Here is a 21,247-nt window from a genome sequence, read left to right on the forward strand (position 1 = left end):
CCCCAAGCCGGCCCCCGCCGCACCGGCGAGCAGCACCCCCGCAGCGCCTTCCGCGCCGTCTGCCGGCCCGCGTCCGGGCCCGAAGCCCGCGCCCAAGCCCGCTCCGGTGACCCCGGTGCCCGCCGCCGAGTTCTCGGCTCCGGCTCCGGCCCAGCCGGCTGCCCCGCAGCAGCAGGCCCCGCGTCCCGCGGGTGCCACTCCCGGGCCCCGTCCGACGGGTGGCCGTCCGGCCCCGGCCGGCGGTCAGCGCGACGGCGGCCGTGGCGGCGAGCGCGGCGGCGACCGCCCCGCACGTCCCGCGGGCCAGGGCGCACCGCGCCCCGGCGCCCGTCCGGCCGGTCCCCGTCCGGGCAACAACCCCTTCACCTCCGGCGGCTCGACGGGCATGGCCCGTCCGCAGGCGCCCCGTCCCGGCGGCGCCCCGCGTCCCGGTGGCGGCCAGGACCGTCCGGGCGCCCCGCGTCCGCAGGGCGGCCCCGGTGGCGCTCCGCGGCCCCAAGGTCAGGGCGGCGCCCGTCCGACCCCGGGCGGCATGCCCCGTCCGCAGGCTCCCCGTCCGGGCGGTGCCCCGGGTGGTAACCGTCCGAACCCGGGCATGATGCCGCAGCGTCCCGCTGCCGGCCCGCGTCCCGGTGGTGGCCCCGGCGGTGGCCGTGGTCCCGGTGGCGGCGGTCGTCCCGGCGGTGGCGGCGCGGGCCGTCCCGGCGGCGGTGGCTTCGCGGGCCGTCCGGCCGGTCCCGGTGGCGGTGGCGGCGGTTTCGCCGGTCGTCCCGGTGGCGGCGGTGGCGGCGCGGGTCGTCCCGGCGGTGGCGGCGGCTTCGGCGGTCGTCCCGGCTTCGGTGGACGTCCCGGCGGCCCCGGCGGCCGTGGTGGCACACAGGGTGCGTTCGGCCGTCCCGGCGGTCCCGCGCGTCGTGGTCGCAAGTCGAAGCGGCAGAGGCGCCAGGAGTACGAGGCCATGCAGGCCCCGTCGGTGGGCGGCGTCATGCTGCCTCGCGGCAACGGACAGTCCGTCCGTCTGTCGCGCGGTGCCTCCCTCACCGACTTCGCGGAGAAGATCAACGCCAACCCGGCGTCGCTCGTCGCCGTGATGATGAACCTCGGCGAGATGGTCACGGCGACGCAGTCCGTCTCCGACGACACCCTCAGGCTGCTCGCGGACGAGATGAACTACGTCCTTGAGATCGTCAGCCCCGAGGAGGAGGACCGCGAGCTGCTCGAGTCCTTCGACATCGAGTTCGGCGAGGACGAGGGCGGCGAAGAGGCTCTGGTCTCCCGTCCGCCGGTCGTGACCGTCATGGGTCACGTCGACCACGGTAAGACCCGGCTTCTGGACGCGATCCGCAAGACGAACGTCGTCGCGGGCGAGGCCGGCGGCATCACGCAGCACATCGGTGCGTACCAGGTCTCCTCCGAGGTCAACGGCGAGGACCGCCGGATCACCTTCATCGACACCCCGGGTCACGAGGCGTTCACCGCCATGCGTGCCCGTGGTGCGAAGTCCACCGACATCGCGATCCTCGTGGTGGCGGCGAACGACGGTGTGATGCCCCAGACGATCGAGGCGCTGAACCACGCCAAGGCGGCCGACGTGCCGATCGTGGTCGCGGTCAACAAGATCGACGTCGAGGGCGCGGACCCGACCAAGGTGCGCGGTCAGCTCACCGAGTTCGGTCTGGTGGCCGAGGAGTACGGCGGCGACACGATGTTCGTCGACATCTCCGCCAAGCAGGGCCTCAACATCGAGTCCCTCCTGGAGGCCGTCGTCCTCACCGCCGACGCCTCGCTCGACCTGCGGGCCAACCCGGAGCAGGACGCGCAGGGCATTGCGATCGAGTCCCACCTCGACCGTGGCCGCGGTGCCGTCTCCACCGTCCTCGTCCAGCGCGGAACGCTGCGCATCGGCGACACGATGGTGGTCGGCGACGCGTACGGCCGGGTCCGGGCGATGCTCGACGACAACGGCAACAACGTCGAGGAAGCGGGTCCGTCGACCCCCGTCCTCGTGCTCGGTCTCACCAACGTCCCGGGCGCCGGCGACAACTTCCTGGTGGTCGACGAGGACCGTACGGCCCGTCAGATCGCCGAGAAGCGTGCCGCCCGTGAGCGCAACGCCAACTTCGCCCGCAAGGGCGTCCGGTTCTCCCTGGAGAACCTGGACGAGGCGCTCAAGGCCGGTCTGGTCCAGGAACTCAACCTCATCATCAAGGGCGACGCGTCCGGTTCGGTGGAGGCTCTCGAGTCCTCGCTGCTCCAGCTCGACGTCGGCGACGAGGTCGACATCCGGGTCCTGCACCGCGGTGTGGGTGCGGTCACCGAGTCGGACATCGACCTGGCGACCGGCTCCGACGCCATCGTCATCGGCTTCAACGTCCGCGCTGCCGGGCGTGCCCAGCAGATGGCGGAGCGCGAGGGCGTCGACGTCCGCTACTACTCGGTGATCTACCAGGCCATCGAGGAGATCGAGGCGGCCCTCAAGGGCATGCTCAAGCCGGAGTACGAAGAGGTCGAGCTCGGTACGGCGGAGATCCGCGAGATCTTCCGCTCGTCCAAGCTGGGCAACATCGCCGGTGTGCTGGTCCGCTCCGGCGAGGTCAAGCGCAACACCAAGGCGCGCCTGCTGCGCGATGGCAAGGTCATCGCGGAGAACCTCAACATCTCCGGTCTGCGCCGCTTCAAGGACGACGTCACCGAGATCCGCGAAGGCTTCGAGGGCGGTATCAACCTCGGAAACTTCAACGACATCAAGATCGACGACGTCATCGCGACGTACGAGATGCGCGAGAAGCCGCGAGGCTGATCAACGGGGGATTCCGGGGGACACCCCCGGACCTCTCCTCAACAGTCGGGGCCGGTCGACGGGTCGTATTTCCGTCGATCGGCCCCGGCCGTTCCGTGTACGGTTCTGGTGTCCCTGCCAAGCACTGGCAGGGCGCGAACCCGAACCGGCGGGACATCCGGACATACATGTATGTGGGGACACTGTCCTTCGATCTGCTTCTCGGCGACGTACGGTCGTTGAAGGAGAAGCGCTCCGTCGTCCGTCCGATCGTCGCCGAGCTCCAGCGGAAATACGCGGTGAGCGCGGCGGAGGTGGGCGGTCAGGATCTCCATCGCAGGGCCGAGATCGGCCTTGCCGTGGTCTCCGGGGACACCGGACACCTCACAGATGTTCTGGACCGGTGCGAGCGACTGGTGGCCGCACGGCCGGAAGTGGAGCTGCTGTCCGTACGACGGCGGCTGCACAGCGACGAAGACGATTGAGCAAGGCGAAGAAGGAGACGGACCAGTGGCCGACAACGCGCGGGCGAAAAAGCTGGCGGACCTCATCCAGGAGGTGGTCGCCGAGAAACTGCAGCGCGGTATCAAGGACCCGCGTCTGGGTACGCACGTGACGATCACGGACACCCGGGTCACCGGTGACCTGCGGGAGGCCACGGTCTTCTACACGGTCTACGGCGACGACGAGGAGCGGGCGAGCGCCGCGGCCGGTCTGGAGAGCGCCAAGGGCATCCTGCGGTCGGCGGTCGGGGCGGCGGCGGGGACGAAGTTCACGCCCACGCTGGCCTTCGTGGCGGACGCCCTGCCGGGCAACGCCAAGGCCATAGAGGACCTCCTCGACCGGGCGCGTGCCTCGGACGCACGGGTGCGCGAGGCGTCCTCGGGCGCCACGTACGCCGGTGGTGCCGACCCGTACCGCAAGGCGGATGACGAGAACGACGAGGACACCGCCTCCGAATGACACCGCAGAAAACGCCGGACGGCCTTGTCATCGTCGACAAGCCGTCCGGCTTCACTTCGCATGACGTCGTCGCCAAGATGCGCGGCATCGCCCGCACCCGCCGGGTCGGCCACGCCGGCACCCTGGACCCGATGGCGACGGGTGTTCTCGTGCTCGGTGTCGAGAAGGCCACCAAGCTGCTGGGCCATCTCGCGCTGACCGAGAAGGAGTACCTCGGCACGATCCGGCTCGGCCAGAACACCGTCACGGACGACGCGGAGGGCGAGATCACCTCGTCCGCCGACGCCTCCGGGGTGACCCGGGACGGCATTGACGCCGGCGTCGCGGCCCTGACCGGACCGATCATGCAGGTGCCGTCCAAGGTCAGCGCCATCAAGATCGACGGCAAGCGGTCCTACGCGCGGGTGCGCGGCGGCGAGGAGTTCGAGATCCCGGCCCGGCCGGTGACGATCTCGTCCTTCAACGTCTACGACGTCCGCCAGGAGACCGCCGAGGACGGCACCCCGGTCGTCGACCTGGTCGTCTCGGTCGTCTGCTCCTCGGGCACGTACATCCGTGCGATCGCCCGGGACCTGGGTGCCGGACTCGGTGTGGGCGGTCATCTGACCGCGCTGCGCCGCACCCGGGTCGGGCCCTACGGACTGGACGCGGCGCGGACGCTCGACCAGCACCAGGAGGAGCTGACCGTGATGCCGGTGGCCGAGGCCGCCGCCTCGGCGTTCCCCCGTTGGGACGTGGACGAGAAGCGCGCCAAGCTGCTGCTGAACGGCGTACGGCTGGACATGCCGGCCTTCCCGCCGGGACCGGTCGGCGTCTTCGGGCCCGACGGGCGCTTCCTGGTCCTGGTGGAGGAGCAGAAGGGCAAGGCCAAGAGCCTCGCCGTCTTCGCCTGAGCGGTGACCCCATCGTGGAGCGGGCGGGGCAGATCCCTGCGCCCGCTCCACGGTCCCCTCACGTGTTCTGTCCACCGGACGCCATCAATTCACCCCAACGGGCAGGCGCTCGGAGTGAATCAGGGGTGCATTCGGGGGCGCTTTCACCATGAGCGGCACAGGCGCCGATCATCGGACCTAACGTTCGGACCATGGCAAGCGGGGACCGGGCAGCGCTGGTACGTATCTGCGATTCGGCCGGTCGGCCGCGGGGGACCGGGTTCGTCGCGGACGACCGGGGCACGGTACTGACCAGCCACGAGGCCGTCGACGGCGCCACCCGGCTCGTCCTGCACGGAGCGGACGGCCGCAGCCGCACCGTCGAGTCCGGCGACATCACCGCGCTGCCGGAACTGGACCTCGCCCTGCTGCACCCCGGGGGCTCCGCCGAGCTGGGCGTGGAGCCCGCCCCGATCGCCCTGCGGGACCGGATCGACGCCGGTACGTACGTGACGATCGCCGCGCACGGCTGGCGCGAGGCCCGGGTGCTCGGCACCGCCCCCGTGACATACACCGCGAACGGCCGCCGCCACCGGATCGGCGCGGCCCTGGAACTGGCGCTCGGCACGGACGGCAGGGACGCGCTGCGGCTCGGCGGCACGGCCGTGGGCGGGCCCGTCGTCGACCCGGCCAGCGGAGCGGTCGTCGCCGTGCTGGGCGGCGCGCTGCGCGCCGGGCACGAGGGCGCGGGGTTCGCCGTGCCGCTCCGGGCGGCCGGCACCGGTGGCCCGCTCGACGATCTGCTGCGCCGCAACGCGACGAGCGTTCCCGGATACGGACGCGACCTGAATCTCGCGGGCGCCCTGCACCTCAGCGCGACCTCGATCGGTTCGGCGGGCGGGCCCGACGCCCGGGCCGACCCGGTCGAACGCCCGGACGTCAGCGCCGAGTTCGCCGCCTTCGCGGGCCCGGACCGCCCCTCGTCCGCGCCGGGCGGCCCCGCCGTCGTCCTCGCCCTCGTCGGAGCTCCGGGCACCGGCCGCACCACCGAACTGGCGGCGCTCACCGCACGCCGGGCACGTGGCCCGGTGCCCGCCCCCACCCTCTGGCTGCGCGGCGCCGATCTGCTGGCCGACGACGCCTCGGTGGCCGACGCCGTCGCCCGTACGCTGCGCCGGGCCGGACGCATCGTGACCGCCGCCGGAGCCGTGGGCGACATGTCGACCGCCGGCCCCGAGCGGGTGGCCCGGCTGGCCGAGGAGTCCGGGAGCCCGCTGCTCGTCCTGCTGGACGGCCCCGAGGAGATGCCGCCCGCGCTGGCCCACGAGTCGGCCCGGTGGACCGCCGCCACCGTCGAATGGCTGCGGGACAACGGGGCACGGCTGGTCGTCGCCTGCGGACCCGAGTACTGGGAGAGCACCGGGGCGCTCTGCCCGCCCGGCGCGCTGCACCGCCCCGCCCGGCCGGCCGGGCGGCTGCCCCCGGCGGTCCGCCTCGGCGACCTCACCGCGGACCAGGCGGCACGGGCCGCCGAGCGGTACGCCGTCCCGCCCGGAGCGCTCGCCCCCGGCCACGACCGGCACCCGCTCACCCTGCGCCTGCTCGCGGAAGTGCGCGCCGCACTGCCCGGGGACGTCGACGGGCAGCCCGACACCGAGGAGGTCTTCGCCGCCCACCTGGACCTGATGTGTCTGCGCGTCGCGGTCCGGATCGCGGCGGCCTCGGGCCCCGCGCCGGGGGGCGGCGCCGTCCGCAGGCTGGCCGCGCGGGTGGCCGGGCAGGTCCACGAGGCGGCGCGGCGCTGTCTGGGCCCCGGGCAGGGGGAGCTGGGCCGGGAGGTCTTCGAGGAGGTCTTCCCCTGGCGCACGGGCTGGGCGTCGGCCGTCCTCACCGAGGGCCTGCTCGTCCCGGCGGGCGCCGGATACCGCTTCGCGCACGAGGAGCTGGGCGACTGGGTACAGGGCGCCCACCTGGACGTGGACGCGGCGCTGTACGCGCTGGTCCACCGGTGGCACCCGCGGGAGAAGCGGAACGAACAGCCGGGGGCGGCGGCCGACGAACGCCGTGTCCCGCGTCCCCGGCGACCCGTGTCGGGACAGGGCCGTGCGGCCCTGCCGGTGGCCGCGACCGGGCCGCGCACCCTGCCCGTACCCCGCCACCGCATCGGCCCGGTGATCCAGGCACTGCTGCTCCTGGGCCGCCGGAAGGGCCCCGCCGTGCTCTCCCACCAGCTGGCCGATCTCATCGCGGCGCTGGACCGGCTGTCGGCGCGGACGGAACCGGCGGCGGACCCGGCGGACGCGGAAACGGTCCGGGAGGCCGCCCCCGGCCGCGCCGGGGCGCCGGGGCACGATGCCCGCTGGTGGGCGGTCCGGCTGCTCTCCGAGACCCTGCTCCGGGTGCCCGACGCCCGCCCGTACCTGGGCGTGCTGCGGCTCCTGGCCGGCCGGGTGGTACGCCGGGCGGCCTCCGGCGGGCCCGGGGGCCCGGGAACGTACGCCGCGTTCGGGCCGTGGTTCTGGCGGCGGCTCAGGCTCTCCGAGAAGGACCGGATCGATCTGTTCCGTCGGCTCGTCCCCGCCGACGGCCCGCACCGCGGCGAAGCGCGCGACGACGGGGAACGGGCCCGCGGCACGTACCCCGACGGCGACGGCGGCGAGCGGTTCCTGGACGCCGTGGCGGGACGGCTCGTGGACCGGCCCCGTACCGTGCAGCCGCTGCTGTGCGACTGGTTCACCGACGAGCGGCCGCTGCCCGCCGGGGACGGCGACGCGCTCCGGCCGACCGTGGCGGACGCCGCCCAGGCGCTCCTCTACGCCCGCCGGGACCTGGCCGTCGACGACCTCACCGACGCGCTCGTGGCGACCCCCCACCCCAGGGCCGAGGAGCTGCTCGGCGCGCTGGCCGAGGACGAGCCGTCCGCGCTCTGCCGGGCCGTCCACCGCTGGGCCCACGACGAGGACCGGAGCGCCCGCCGCGCCGCAGCCGCCTCGTACGCCCTGGTCACCGCCGCCCACGCCACCCTCGACGCGGACCGCGCGCTGCTGCGCGGATCGGTCCTCGCCCTGCTGGCCCGCCCGGCGGACACCGCTCTGCACGGGGCCGCGCTCACCTTCCTCGTGCAGGATCCGGAGACCAGGGGCCGCCACCTCCCGCAGGCGCTGAGGGCCTTCGTCGCGGGCGGGCCCGCGCCGTCCGCCGAGGCGCTCGCCGCCGCCCTGCCCTCCCACCCGGAGCCGGTGCTCGCCGCGTACCGGGAACGGCTCACCCGGCCCGACGACGGGGCGGGCGAGGCGCTGTGCGCGCTCGCCGGGATCGACGCCCCCGCGCTCGCCCTGCACACCGCCGGGCTGGTGCGCGCCTACATCGACAGCCACCCCGACGACGCCGTGCACGCGGCCTCGTACCTCGACCGCAGGATGGAGCGCGGCCCCGCGGCCCGCGCCCTGCTGCTGCCGCTGCTCACCGGGCTGCTGCGGGACCGCCCCGTCCCGCCGCCGGTACGGGGCGCGCTCGCCGGGGTGCTCGCCGCGCCCGGGAGCCCCGCCTCCGGGCCGCTGCGGGAACAGCTGTTGGAGGTCCTGCTGGACTTCGAGCAGGACGCCCACCGGGATCCGGCCGTGCTCGACGCGCTGCTGCGGGCCGCCGCGGCCGGCTCCGGCACCCGCGCCCCCGCCCGTACCCGCGCCCTGGTCCACCGCACCGGGACGCTGCTGGTCCGCACCCCCGAGGGCGCGGCCCGCTTCGACCGCGGGCTGGTCGCACTCGCCCGTGACGTGCCCGGATTCGCCGCCCTGGTCACCGGCTGGCTGGCCGACGCCCCACAGGAATGGGCGGCGCTCGTCGGCCCCGGCGCACGGCGGACGGTGGAGGCGCTGGGAAGCCCGAAGGCGATGCCGATGCAGGCCGCGCGGCGTGAGCATGGCAGTCTTAGACCTGCGTAAGAGACAAACCCACGTACACAGGTTCGGGCGAGGAGCGGTCAGAGTGCAGCGCTGGCGTGGCTTGGAGGACATCCCCCAGGACTGGGGACGCAGCGTCGTCACCATCGGCTCCTATGACGGGGTGCACCGCGGACACCAGGTGATCATCGGCCGGGCCGTGGAGCGCGCCCACGAGCTGGGGGTGCCGTCGGTCGTGGTGACCTTCGACCCGCACCCCAGCGAGGTCGTACGGCCCGGCAGCCACCCGCCGCTGCTCGCCCCGCACCACCGGCGTGCCGAGCTGATGGCGGAGCTCGGCGTGGACGCGGTGCTCATCCTGCCGTTCACCACCGAGTTCTCGAAGCTGGCCCCGGCCGACTTCATCGTGAAGGTGCTGGTCGACAAGCTGCACGCGCAGCTGGTCATCGAAGGGCCGAACTTCCGCTTCGGCCACAGGGCGGCCGGCAACGTAGAGCTGCTCACCGAGTTCGGCGAGACCTACGACTACCGTGTCGAGGTCATCGACCTGTACGTGAGCGGCGAGGCGGGCGGCGGCGAGCCGTTCTCCTCCACCCTCACCCGGCGACTGGTGGCCGAGGGCGACGTCGCGGGCGCCGCCGAGATCCTGGGCCGCCCGCACCGGGTCGAGGGCATCGTGGTCCGCGGCGCGCAGCGCGGCCGTGAGCTCGGCTTCCCCACGGCCAACGTGGAGACCCTGCCGCATACCGCCATCCCCGCCGACGGCGTCTACGCGGGCTGGCTGAACGTGGACGGCGAGGCGATGCCCGCCGCGATCTCGGTCGGCACCAACCCGCAGTTCGACGGCACGGAGCGGACGGTGGAGGCGTACGCGATCGACCGTGTCGGCCTCGACCTGTACGGGCTGCACGTCTCGGTGGACTTCCTCGCGTACGTACGCGGGATGCTGAAGTTCGACTCGATCGACGATCTGCTCGTCGCGATGGCCGCCGATGTGAAGCGGTGCAGCGAGCTGGTCTCCGCGTACGAGCGCGGCTGAACCTCCTCCCTCGCGGGACGACGGGGGGCGGGGACCGTACGCACGGTCCCGGCCCCGCGTTTTTGCTCCGACGCCGTACTAGGCCCGTGCCTTCGCGGCCGCGATCGCCCAGTGGCACGCCACCTGCGTCTCGCCGCCGCCCGCGAGCACCGGAAGATCCTTCGTGCGGCAGTCGTCCGCGACGCCCGCCCGTTCGGCCTCGCCCGAGGCCAGCACCTGGCAGCGGGCGTGGAACCGGCAGCCGGACGGCACCCTGGACGGGTCCGGCGGCTCGCCGGTCAGGATCACCGGCTCCGCCCCGGACTCCGGCAGCACCGACAGCAGTGCCTGGGTGTACGGGTGCTGCGGAGCGGTCAGGATCTCCTCGACCCCGCCCGTCTCCACGATCCGCCCCAGGTACATCACCGCGACCCGGTCCGCGATGTTCCACGCCAGGCCGAGATCGTGCGTGACCACCAGTGCGGACAGACCCAGCTCGTCGCGCAGCCGCAGCAGCAGGGCCAGGATCTCGCCGCGCACCGAGGCGTCCAGCGAGGCCACCGGCTCGTCGGCCACGATCAGCTCCGGCTCCAGCACCAGCGCCCCCGCGATCACGACCCGCTGGCGCTGACCGCCGGACAGCTCGTGCGGATACCGCAGGAAGAATCGTTCCGGCGGCCGCAGACCGGCCCGGGAAAGCGCTTCGGTGACCGCCGCCCGCTCGTCCCCCGCGTACCCGTGGATCCGCAGGCCCTCGGCGACGGCGTCGTACACCGTGTGCCTCGGGTTGAGCGAACCGCTGGGGTCCTGGAGCACCAGCTGGACCCGCTTGCGATACGTCTTCAGCGCCCGGCTCGCGTAGTCGAGCGGCTTGCCGCCGAAGGTGACCCGCCCGGACGTCGGCGGGACCAGGCCCAGCAGCGAACGGGCCAGCGTCGTCTTGCCGCAGCCGGACTCGCCGACCAGCGCGACGATCTCGCCGGGCCGGATGTCCAGGTCGACGCTGTCCACGGCGCGCGCCGGGGCGGCTCCGCGCCGGCCGGGGAAGGTGACGTGCAGCCCCTGGGCGCTGAGCAGGGGAGTGGTGGGTGTCATGGTGTGCTCCTTGCTTCCTCGGCGCCGGGCAGGGCCGGCACCGCGGCCGCCCCCGGCTCCACCAGCACACAGGCGGCCCGCCGCTGCGGCCCCGCGTCCCGCAGCTCCTGATCCTCGCTCGCGCAGGACTCCAGGGCCACCGGGCAGCGCGGGTGGAAGGTGCAGCCGCCGGGCAGCGCCGAGGGATCCGGCGGATCGCCAGGCAGCCCGCGGGGCGCGAACCGGGAGGCCGGGTCGCCGATGCGCGGAAACGCGCCGGACAGGGCCTTGCCGTACGGGTGGTGTGCGTTCTCGTAGACCTCGGACGCCGGGCCCTCCTCGACGACCCGGCCCGCGTACATCACCGCGAGCCGGTCGCAGGTGTCGGAGAGCACCGCGAGGTCATGACTGATCATGATCAGACCGAGCTCCTGCTCGGACACCAGCTGCTCGATGAGACGCAGGATCTGGGCCTGGATCATCACGTCGAGGGCCGTGGTCGGCTCGTCCGCGATGATCAGCCCCGGGTCGCAGGCGAGCGCCATCGCGATCATCACGCGCTGCCGCTGACCGCCGGAGAGCTCGTGCGGGTAGGCGGTGGCGCGGGCGGCGGGCAGTCCCACCTGCTCCAGCAGCTCGCCCGCCCGCTTCGCCGCCGCGGCCTGCGTCGCCTTCCGGTGCAGCAGGATCGGTTCGGCGATCTGGTCCCCGATGCGGTGCACCGCGTTGAGCGAGTGCATCGCGCCCTGGAAGACGATCGACGCCCCCGCCCAGCGCACCGCCCGGACCTGCCCCCACTTCATGGTGAGGACGTCCTCGCCGTTCAGCAGGATCCGGCCGGACACCTTGGTACCGGCGGGCAGCAGCCGCAGCAGCGCGAGCGCCAGCGTCGACTTCCCGCAGCCCGACTCACCGGCGATGCCGAGCTTCTGCCCGGCGTCGACGGAGAGGTTCACACCACGGACGGCCTGTGCTCCGCCGGCGTACGTCACCGTGAGGTCCCGCACGTCGAGAAGCGGTGTCTTCTGGATGCTCGTCGTGCTCAACGGGCCACCCCCAGCTTGGGATTGAGGACGGACTCGATGGCGCGGCCGCACAGTGTGAAGGCCAGTGCCACCAGGGCGATGGCGATGCCGGGCGGTGCCAGGTACCACCAGTCGCCCGCGCTGACCGCGCCCGCCTCGCGGGCGTCCTGGAGCATGCCGCCCCAGGAGGTGGTGGTCGGGTCGCTGAGCCCGAGGAAGGCCAGGGTGGCCTCGGTGAGGATCGCGCTGGAGATCACCAGAGTGGTCTGCGCGAGCACCAGCGGCATCACGTTCGGCAGCACGTGCCGGACCATGATGTGCCCGTGGCCGCCGCCGAGCGCACGGGCCCGTTCGATGTACGGGCGGGACTCCACGGCGAGCGTCTGGGCCCGGACCAGCCGGGCCGTGGTCGGCCAGGTGGTCACCCCGATCGCGATGATGACCGTCCACATCGAGCGGTCCATCACCGTGGCGAGCGCGATCGCGAGGACCAGGGTCGGCATCACCAGGAACCAGTCGGTGATCCGCATCAGGACCGTCGAGTACCAGCCGTGGAAATGGCCCGCGACGATGCCGACGACCGTACCGATGGCGACGCACAGGAACGCCGCGAGCAGGCCGACCGTCAGCGAGACCCGGGTGCCCCACACCAGCAGCGCCAGCACGCTGCGCCCGAACTGGTCGGTGCCGAGCGGGAATTCGCCGCTCGGCGACTCCAGCGCGCCGCCGGGGGCGTCGGTGACGCTCTGCGAGTCGGCGCCGACGATCTGCGGCGCGAACACGGCGACCAGCGCGATCAGGACGAGCGCGCCCAGCCCCCACAGCCCGCTGCGGTGGCTCCGGTACTCCCGCCAGAAGCGGGCCATGGACCGGCGCTTGCGCGCACGGGCCAGCGCACGCGGATTCTGCACGGCCTCCGCCTCGGTGGGCGTGGGCGTGGGCATGGATTCGGTCGTCATCGGCCCACCCGGGGATCGAGCAGCGGATAGAGCACATCGGCAAGGGTGTTCGCCAGGATCACCGCGGTGGCGAAGACGAAGAACAGCCCTTGCACGAGCGGGAGATCGGGCACGCTGAGCGCCTGGTAGAAGAGGCCGCCGAGGCCCGGCCAGGAGAACACCGTCTCGACCAGGATCTGTCCGGCGACCACATGCCCGAGGTTCACGAACATCAGGGTGAAGGTCGGCAGCATCGCGTTCGGCACGGCGTGCTTGCGGCGCACGACGTCGTCCCGCAGCCCCTTCGCGCGGGCCGTCGTCAGATAGTCGCTGCCCATCTCGTCGAGCAGCGAGGAGCGCATCACCAGGAGCGTCTGCGCGTATCCGACGGCGACCAGTGTGACCACCGGCAGGACCAGGTGGTGCGCCACGTCCAGGACGTAGGCGAAGCCGGTCTCGTTGCCCGACTCCAGGCCGCCCGTCGGGAACATCCCCGGGAGCGGGCCGATACCCACCGCGAAGACGATGATCAGCAGCAGGCCCAGCCAGAACGCCGGGATCGAGTAGAGCGTCAGCGCGAACGCGGTGTTGAACCGGTCGCTCGGGGAGCCGTTGCGCCAGGCGGTACGGGTGCCGAGCCAGATGCCGAGCGCGGTGTACAGGACGTACGACGTGCCGGTGAGGAGCAGGGTGGCCGGAAGCGCCTCGGTGATCTTGTCGATGACCGGCGCGTGGAACTGGAACGAGGTGCCGAAATCGCCCGTGAGGGCGTCGCCGACGTACGTGGTGAACTGCTGCCACATCGGCTGGTCGAGGCCGAACTGACGCCGCAGTGAGGCGAGTTGTTCGGTGGATACGGGCCGGCCGCCCGTCATCTGCTTCACCGGGTCGCTGGGAATGAGCCGGAACAGGAAGAAGCTGGTGACCAGGACCGCGAACAGCGAGACCGCTGCTCCCGCGATCTTGGCCGCCACGTATTGGAGATAGGCCTTGGTGTTGCGCGCCCGTGGACCGCGGGCGGCCGAGGGTCCGGCCGGAGCCGGGCCTTCGGTGTCCGCGTCCGCGACCTGCACGAGCGCCGGAGTGCTGTCAGCTGTCATGGGGAACTCTCGTTACTCGTGCTGCACGTGGAGGGGCCGGCCGACGACGCGAGTGTTCCCCGGCCGGCCCCTCTCTCGACCCGTCCGGGTGACTACTCGCGGTCGTCCGCCGTGTTGCGGCGCCGCTTCGCGATGAACAACCCGCCACCGGCGAGTACCACGACCACCACGATGATGCCGATGACGACGCCGGTCGAGCCCGACCCGCCGGAGCCGTCCGAACTGCCGCCGGAAGCGGGAGCCGCGGACCACCAGCTCCAGTAGCCGTCCTGGCCGTAGATGTTGCCGGCTGCCTCGGGCATGGTGGTGATCGACTTGATCTGGTCGGTGCGGTACGCCTCGACCGCGTTCGGGTACGCGATGACGCTCATGTACCCGGAGTCGTACAGCCACGACTGCATCTCATTGACGATTCCGGCACGCTTGGCCGGGTCGTACTCGGCGAGCTGCTTCTTGTACAGCTCGTCGTACTTCTTGTCGCAGATGAAGTTGTCGGTGGTGGCGCTGTCCTTCGCCCTGGCCGGCAGCGCGGCGCAGGTGTGGATGCCGAGCACGAAGTCGGGGTCCGGGTTGACGGACCAGCCGTCGAAGGCGAGGTCGTACTCACCCGCGTACCAGGGCACCGAGACGTTGTCGAGGCAGTCGACCTTCAGGCCGATGCCGAGCTTGCCCCACCACTCCTTGAGGTACTTGCCGATCGCCTTGTCGTTGGGGTCCGTGGCGTGGCAGAGGATGCGCAGGTCGAGCGGCTTGCCGTCCTTGCCGATCCGCTGGTCGCCCTTGAGCCGGTAGCCCGCCTCGTCGAGCAGCTTGCCCGCCTTGGCCGGGTCGTGGGCAAGGCTCTGTTCGGCGGTCGGCTGCCAGTGGTACGCGGAGAAGCGCGGCGGGATGTAGCCCTGGCCCTCGACCGCGTGGCCCTGGAAGACCTTGTCGATGATGGTCTTGCGGTCGATGGACAGGAAGAGGGCCTGGCGCACCTTCTGGTCGAGAAGGGCCTTGTTGCCGTTGCCGAACTTCTTGCCGTCCTTGGTCCGCGCGCCGGGGTTGGTGGCCAGCGCGAAGAAGCGGCGGCCCGGACCCTCGTTGACCTTGATGTTCTTGTCGCCCTTGAGGGACGCGGCCTGAGCGGGCGTCAGCGCGGGGGAGCCGGCGACGAAGGAGACCTCGCCCTTGCGCAGCGCGGCGACCGCCGAGTCCTGGTCCTTGTACGTCTTGAAGATCAGCTCGTCGAACTTCGGCCTGCCACGCCAGAAGTCCTTGTTGGCCTTGAGCTTCACGTACTGGTCGACCTTGTAGTCGGTCACGACGAAGGGCCCGTTGCCGACGATCGGGAACGCCTTGTCGTTGTTGAACTTGGAGAAGTCACCGACCTTCTCCCAGATGTGCTTCGGCACTATCGGCACATCGAGTGCCGCCATGGTGGCCTGCGGTTCCTTCAGCTCGATGACCAGCTGTGTGGGGCTGGGAGCCGTCACCTTCTTGAAGTTCGCGACGAAGTTGCCGTTGGCCTGCGCGGCGGCCTCGTCGGTCATCATCTTGTTGAACGTCCAGGCCGCGTCCTCGGCGGTGGCCTGCTGCCCGTCCGACCACTTGGAGTCGGACCGGATGGTGTACGTCCAGGTCAACTTGTCCGCGGACGGCTCCCACTTGGTGGCGAGGCCGGGGATCGCGTGGTTGTCCTTGGGGTCGTAGTTGGTGAGGAAGTCGTACATGAGCCGGGAGATGCTGGTGCTCATGAGCCGCTGAGCGAGGAACGGGCTCAGCGAGTCGACGCTCTGCGCGACGGCGACGGTCAGCGTCGACTTTCCGCTGTCGGCGGCCTGCGCCTGCTGCGGTGCGGAACCGAGCGGCACACCCGGGACGACGGAACCGGCGGCCAGCGCCAGAGCGGCGGCACCGGAGGCCAGGAGGACACGCAGGCGTGAGCGTGGCTGGGCGGAGCGTGGTGGAACTCTTTCGACCATGGTCAGGGACCTCGCGTCATGACTCGCACGGAGAAGGCGGGTTGATCTGTGGTTCGCCAGCTGGTGAAGCGAAGGTTTATCAGCGGGGGTCGAGCTGCGTCAACGGTCATCGAAACCGCGTGTGGTCTGCGGGAATGCAATGAGGGCCCGCACCGTGGAGACGGTGCGGGCCCTCATTGGTTTAGACCTCTGATGCCTTACTGCTGAGGCGCTGGCGGCGGCTGCTGCGGCCATCCGGCGGGCGGGACGGGGCCCTGCGGCTCGGGCGGGACCGGCTGTCCCGGCAGGCCGGGCCGACCCTGCTGCCAGCCGTTCTGCTGCGGCCCGGCGGGGCCGGGCTGCGGCGGGTAGGGCTGCGGGGGCTGCTGGCCGCCGTACGGCTGCTGTTGCTGCGGCGGGTACGGCTGCTGCTGCTGCGGGGGGTACTGCTGTTGGCCGGGCATCGGCGGGGCGTACTGCGGCGGCGGGGTGGAGCCGTTCGAGGTCCAGAGCCCCTGCTGCTGCTGGGCGCGCGAGAAGTCCTCGGCGACCATCGCGGAGAGGTTGAAGTACGCCTCGCGGGTCTTGGGACGCATCATGTCGAGGTCGACCTCGGCACCGGCCGACAGGTGCTCGTCGAACGGGACGACGACCACGCCCCGGCAACGCGTCTCGAAGTGCTGCACGATGTCGTCGACCTTGATCATCTTTCCGGTCTCGCGGACCCCGGAGATGACGGTGATGGAGCGCTGCACGAGGTCCGCGTAGCCGTGCGCGGAGAGCCAGTCCAGCGTGGTGGACGCACTGGACGCGCCGTCGACCGACGGCGTGGAGATGATGATCAGCTGGTCGGCGAGGTCCAGCACCCCGCGCATCGCGCTGTAGAGCAGGCCGGTGCCGGAGTCGGTGAGGATGATCGGGTACTGCTTGCCCAGCACGTCGATCGCGCGCCGGTAGTCCTCGTCGTTGAACGTCGTGGAGACCGCCGGGTCCACGTCGTTGGCGATGATCTCCAGACCGGAGGGCGCCTGCGAGGTGAACCGGCGGATGTCCATGTACGAGTTGAGGTACGGGATCGCCTGGACCAGGTCGCGGATGGTGGCACCGGTCTCGCGGCGCACCCGGCGGCCGAGCGTGCCCGCATCCGGGTTGGCGTCGATCGCGAGGATCTTGTCCTGCCGCTCGGTCGCCAGGGTCGAGCCGAGCGCGGTGGTCGTCGTGGTCTTGCCGACGCCGCCCTTGAGACTGATGACCGCGATCCGGTAGCAGGACAGCACGGGCGTACGGATCAGCTCCAGCTTGCGCTGCCGCTCGGCCTCCTCCTTCTTGCCGCCCAGCTTGAAGCGGGACGCGCCGGACGGATTGCGGCTGCTCTTAGCCTTCTGCTTGCCCCGGACCAGCCGGTCGGAGGAGAGCTCCACGGCCGCCGTGTACCCGAGCGGGGCGCCGGGCACGGAACGCTCGCGCTGATCGTGCGTGACCGGGGTCGGCCAGGCACCGCCGGTACGGGGGTCCACCGCCTGCCCCTGCTGCGGGTGTTGGGGCTGCTGCGGCTGCTGGGGAGCCTGGGGCTGGGCCTGCTGCTGCGGGGTGACCTGCGCGGGGAGGTGGGGCGCGGGCTGGGCCGGCGGCAGGGCGCCCTGGGGGGCCTGCGGCGGCAGGGGTGCGCCCGGCTGCGCGGGCCACTGAGCACCCTGGGAGGGCTGAGCCGGCTGGGAGGGCTGAGGCGCCTGAGCCCCCTGCGGAGGCTGGGCTGCATGAGGTGCATGAGGTGCGTGCGGCGGCTGAGGTGCCTGCGGTTGGTGCGGCGCCTGCGGCTGCGGCTGGTGAGGTGCCTGGCCCTGCGGGAAGCCGTAACCGCCCGGCGGCGGGGCCTGCTGAGCCGGGGGAGCGGGCTGCTGCGGGAAGCCGTAGCCGCCCTGCGCCGGCACGGGTGCCTGCGGCTGCTGCGGCGCCTGGCCCTGCGGGAAGCCGTAGCCGCCGGGAGCCGCCTGGCCGGTCGGGCCCGGAGCGGGCCACTGCTGGGCCGGCTGGGGCGCGGTGGGCTGCGGCGCGGCGGGCTGGAAGGCGGGCGGCAGCGGCGGCAGACCGCCCTGCGGCGGTGCCGGGGTCCAGGGGCTCGGCGCGACGGTGCTCTGCGGTACGTCGGTGGGCGGTACGTCCTGGGGCGCCGCGTCCGCGACGGCGTCGGCGGGGGCGGGGGCGGAGTCCTGCGGCCCGTCCGCCGGGGCAGCGGCAAGATCTGCGCCGGGGTCCGGGGCGCCATCGGGCTCCTCGGCGGACGCGTCGGGGGTCGTGGCAGAGCCGGCGTCGGACGCGTCGCCCGTACCCGTACCACCGTCACCACCACCGGCATCACCACCACCGGCACCGGCCTCGGCGACACCCGGCCCCGACGCGGCCCGGGACTCGTCCCCCGCGCCGCTCCCGTCCCCTGCCTCGTCCACCGAACGCCCCTCGATCTCCGCGATCTGCCGCTTCAACGAGGCCGGCGAGAAGCGCATCGTGGAGCCGCTCTCCACGTCGCCGCCCCCGAACGGGTCCGGCGCACCGCCGGATTCCCCCGTGCCGCCCGCGGGCGCGGCGTCACCCGTCGAGGACTGGGCGGGAACCGGCACCGGAGTGGGGGCGGAGGGCGCGGGCGGCGTGGGAACGGACGGCGCGGGAATGGGCTGGGGCGGCGCCGGCGTCCAGTCGGAGTCGAAACCGCCCCCGGTGGACGGCGCGGGCACGGACAGCGGTGCTCCGCTCGGCGGCGGAGGCGCCAGATGCGTACCGGCACCGCCCGACGAGTCCCCCGGCGCGTTCTGCGTGTACCAGGCGGGCGGGGTGTAGTCGATGGTGAACTCACCCGTCATCTCGGCGGGCTCCGCGTCGGACGACTCGTCGACGGGCTTGTTCCAGCCCCCGCGGATCTCGTCCCGATCGCCGTTCACTTTGCCTCCTGGTGTGGTCGAGCACCCTTGTGCCGTGGTGGGTGGGGGCGACCGTTCCCGTTGTGTGATCCGCCCGGCTCTCCCCCTTGGGACGCGCATCGCTTGCCCGCAGGTTCTTCCGCTGCGCCCCGACCCACCCTAATCGTCATCGGGCTCACTGCGGCAGGCCGTATCGCACGGCAGAACTGTCCAGTAGGTCACGCGCTGCCGCCGAGCGCCCCGACTGCGGCAGCGCACGCAGGCCAAAGCGGTCGATTGTGAACATATCCAGGTGCGATGAAAGGGTGACCGCCCAGTCGGGGCAGCCACCCTTTCACCGGACCGTTGCCTACTTGAGGTCGAACTCACCGTCCCGCGCACCCAGTACGAAGGCCCGCCACTCGGCCTCCGTGTACCGCAACACGGTCCCCGGGTCCAACGAAGAGCGCATGGCGACCGCGCCGCCCGGCAGGTGTGCGATCTCGACCCGTTCCTCGACGTTCTCGGTCCCCGGTGCGCTCAGCCACTCCACATCGGAGATGTCGAGAGCGTAGAGCTCTTCCTTTTCCTGCTGGGTGCCCATGTCGGCGTCCCTTCGATCGAACCGTGTCGTTCCCCGCCATCCTCCCGGAAGCGGAAGGCCGAGGGTCGCGAACGGAAGAGTTCAGTCCATCCGGCGGGCAGTTCCGAGCAGCCCGGTCTCTATGTCCGTCGCACCGGTCATCACCCAGTGGCGCTCGCCGCCCGCGACCCAGAGCGTGACACCGTCCGCCAGGGTGGGCAGGGCCTCGACCTCCGCCCGGGCGAGCCCCAGGATCCGGCCGATCTGGGCCGCCTCCTCGGGCGAGACCCGCTGCACACCCACGAGTGTCGACGACCGCATCAGCCGGGGCGCCACCGGACTCAGATAGGGCAGCAGCGTCAGCACCGACTGCCAGGGCGAGGACACCACCCGGCCACGGGGCGGGCGCATCCCGCAGTCCCGCACGACCACCACGGGACTGCCCACGGTCGCCCCGGTCGGCGGAACGCGTCCCACGTCGTGGAGGGAGACACACTCAAGACCGGCTCCCGCGGCCTGCGCCAGCGTCGTCCAGGCCTGGGTCCGCCCGGTCTCGACCGCCACCCGTGCCCCGGTGGCCGCCGCGCGCAGCGCCAGCACCTGGGCCGTCCACAGACCGCCGATCAGCAGCACGTCATACGGTGTGGGGCGGTGGAACCCGATCAACTGCGGGTGCCCCTCGGTGTCTGTGCCGATGATGACGCCGTCGTCCCCGACCGGCAACGACAGCGCGCCCAGGTGGTCCGCCGTCAGAGTGTGCCCCGCGTGGCGCGGGCCGCGCAGCCCCCGCCTGGGACCGATGCGATGCGTCACTGTGCGCCTCCCAGCGGGAGCGTCGCCAGCACGCCCGGCAACTGCTCGCGGTCCAGCCGCACCAGACCGACCTTGGCGTGCCGTGCGGCTTGCTCCAACGTCCTTCGTACTCCGACCAGTTCCGTATCGGACCCGCCCGTGATCCGCACATGGCCGGACACCGACACCTCGCCCTGGTGCGAACCGGACCGCACCGTCAGGCTGAAGGTCGTCGCATACGCGGGAACCGAGGTCAGCAGCGAGACGAGGCGCGGCAGCGGGGTCGCCCCTCGGCCCAACTCGGGCCACCGGTCCACCGCGTAGGCGGTGTGCCAGCGGTCGTCGCACCGCCAGACCCTCGTCGTCTCCGTCGTCCGCCGCTGCGCCGGGGCGTCCGGGCGTCCGGCGCGGGCCGAGAGCATCGGATTGGCACAGGCGGACGTGGCCACGGCGGAGTGCAACTCCTCCTGGTCCAGCACCACGGCCCGGAAGCCGGCCCCGGTGATCCGGCTCGCCACATGGTCCGCGACCCGGACCAGGCACCGCTGAGCACCGCCGATGCCGCCCCCGCGCGCCTCGACCGCCTCCCGGCACAGCTCCGGATCCAGCTTCACGGCCACCCAGGTCATCCGCAGCGCGGGCGCACCGACCTGCTCCTGGAGCGGGCCGTAGGAGAGCCGTGCCGCCGACTGCTGCGGCAGGTGCTGCGCCGGAGCGGGGCGTACCTGCTGCACGAGCTGCGCGGACTCCAGCACGATGTCGTCCACCGAAAGGGCATCGCCCAGCAGGGACAACGGCAGCGCCCGTGCCCCGCGCGCCTGGCGCAGCGATTCACCGCCGGCCTCCACCCGTACGACAGCGGTCAGGAACGTACCGTCCCCGACCATGCCCACCGTGCGGCGGTCCCGGTCGACATGGATGTACGGAGCGAAGCCCGGCACGCTCTCCGCCACCGGCGCCAGCTGCGGCTCCGTATCCGCGTCGGACGCCACGGCCGTTCGCCTGCGGTCGCGGAGCGCGAGCGCCGTCGACAGCCAGTCCTGCACGGCACGGCCCCGGCGGCGTACCACCGCGAGCAGCACCAGCAGACAGGCGACCGTGACCATGGGCACCGGCCAGGGACCGCCGAGCACGAAACCCGCCGCGGCGACCGCCAGGGCCGCCTCGACGAGCACCATCCGCCGCAGCAGACCGGCGGGGCGGCCGGTCCGCGAGACCGACCGCAGAGTCGTCTTCGCGGGCGCGCTCGCCGACGGGACGGGAGCGGCGCCGGCCGGCTCGTTGCCGCGTTGCCGTAGTGAAGGGCCGGACGCTCGATGGGTAGACCGCCCCGTGCGTTCGCGCGTCGCTGCACCCATCGCCGC

The 21,247-nt window shown here is 72.6% G+C and carries 15 protein-coding genes; 6 read left to right on the forward strand and 9 right to left on the reverse strand.

The annotated features are described in order from the left end of the window. The 6 genes from infB to AADR41_RS19120 form a co-directional block, all read left to right on the forward strand. The coding region (infB, locus tag AADR41_RS19095) for a translation initiation factor IF-2 (protein WP_342282626.1) at positions 1-2,800 on the forward strand (2,800 nt) is incomplete at its 5' end. 167 nt (positions 2,801-2,967) lie between these two features. Further along, complete coding sequence (locus AADR41_RS19100; protein WP_072489324.1) at positions 2,968-3,264, forward strand: DUF503 domain-containing protein; 297 nt, start codon at positions 2,968-2,970, stop codon at positions 3,262-3,264. Between the two features lie 25 nt (positions 3,265-3,289). Beyond that, positions 3,290-3,742: a 30S ribosome-binding factor RbfA gene (rbfA, locus tag AADR41_RS19105; RefSeq protein ID WP_124716079.1), complete on the forward strand. Its 453-nt coding sequence runs from the start codon at positions 3,290-3,292 to the stop codon at positions 3,740-3,742. After that, positions 3,739-4,635: a tRNA pseudouridine(55) synthase TruB gene (gene truB / locus AADR41_RS19110; protein WP_342282627.1), complete on the forward strand. Its 897-nt coding sequence runs from the start codon at positions 3,739-3,741 to the stop codon at positions 4,633-4,635. The genes rbfA and truB overlap by 4 nt, the downstream gene beginning before the upstream one ends. Positions 4,636-4,826: 191 nt before the next feature. Continuing rightward, positions 4,827-8,558, forward strand: coding sequence for a serine protease (locus AADR41_RS19115; protein ID WP_342282628.1), 3,732 nt, complete (start codon positions 4,827-4,829; stop codon positions 8,556-8,558). A gap of 43 nt (positions 8,559-8,601) precedes the next feature. After that, on the forward strand, positions 8,602-9,555 hold the full coding sequence (locus AADR41_RS19120) for a bifunctional riboflavin kinase/FAD synthetase (RefSeq protein WP_342282629.1): 954 nt from the start codon (positions 8,602-8,604) through the stop codon (positions 9,553-9,555). Between the two features lie 78 nt (positions 9,556-9,633). Here the strand turns inward: AADR41_RS19120 and AADR41_RS19125 are convergent, their stop codons facing one another. The 9 genes from AADR41_RS19125 to eccE form a co-directional block, all read right to left on the reverse strand. Further along, positions 9,634-10,629 (reverse strand): ABC transporter ATP-binding protein, encoded by a 996-nt coding sequence (locus AADR41_RS19125; protein ID WP_342282630.1) that lies wholly within the window; start codon positions 10,627-10,629, stop codon positions 9,634-9,636. Beyond that, on the reverse strand, positions 10,626-11,654 hold the full coding sequence (locus AADR41_RS19130) for an ABC transporter ATP-binding protein (RefSeq protein WP_342282631.1): 1,029 nt from the start codon (positions 11,652-11,654) through the stop codon (positions 10,626-10,628). Before AADR41_RS19130 ends, AADR41_RS19125 begins: the two co-directional genes overlap by 4 nt. Then, on the reverse strand, positions 11,651-12,592 hold the full coding sequence (locus tag AADR41_RS19135; RefSeq protein ID WP_342282632.1) for an ABC transporter permease: 942 nt from the start codon (positions 12,590-12,592) through the stop codon (positions 11,651-11,653). The genes AADR41_RS19130 and AADR41_RS19135 overlap by 4 nt, the downstream gene beginning before the upstream one ends. Continuing rightward, positions 12,589-13,671 carry an ABC transporter permease gene (locus AADR41_RS19140; RefSeq protein WP_342282633.1) on the reverse strand — a complete coding sequence of 361 codons (1,083 nt, stop codon included), beginning with the start codon at positions 13,669-13,671 and terminating at the stop codon, positions 12,589-12,591. Before AADR41_RS19140 ends, AADR41_RS19135 begins: the two co-directional genes overlap by 4 nt. A 92-nt stretch (positions 13,672-13,763) precedes the next feature. Next, on the reverse strand, positions 13,764-15,635 hold the full coding sequence (locus tag AADR41_RS19145; protein ID WP_342282634.1) for an ABC transporter substrate-binding protein: 1,872 nt from the start codon (positions 15,633-15,635) through the stop codon (positions 13,764-13,766). Between the two features lie 197 nt (positions 15,636-15,832). Then, entirely contained in the window at positions 15,833-18,550 is a 2,718-nt protein-coding gene (locus AADR41_RS19150) for an SCO5717 family growth-regulating ATPase (RefSeq protein WP_342282635.1), read from the reverse strand. Between the two features lie 328 nt (positions 18,551-18,878). Beyond that, on the reverse strand, positions 18,879-19,112 hold the full coding sequence (locus tag AADR41_RS19155) for a DUF397 domain-containing protein (RefSeq protein ID WP_342282636.1): 234 nt from the start codon (positions 19,110-19,112) through the stop codon (positions 18,879-18,881). An 81-nt stretch (positions 19,113-19,193) separates the two neighbouring features. After that, a complete protein-coding gene (locus tag AADR41_RS19160; RefSeq protein WP_342282637.1) occupies positions 19,194-19,904 on the reverse strand; it encodes a hypothetical protein in 711 nt (236 codons plus the stop codon). Then, a complete protein-coding gene (eccE, locus tag AADR41_RS19165; protein WP_342282638.1) occupies positions 19,901-21,241 on the reverse strand; it encodes a type VII secretion protein EccE in 1,341 nt (446 codons plus the stop codon). Before eccE ends, AADR41_RS19160 begins: the two co-directional genes overlap by 4 nt. Positions 21,242-21,247: the final 6 nt, after the last annotated feature.

Origin of the sequence: Streptomyces sp. CLV115, from assembly GCF_038448545.1 — a bacterium.
Taxonomy (GTDB): domain Bacteria; phylum Actinomycetota; class Actinomycetes; order Streptomycetales; family Streptomycetaceae; genus Streptomyces; species Streptomyces sanglieri.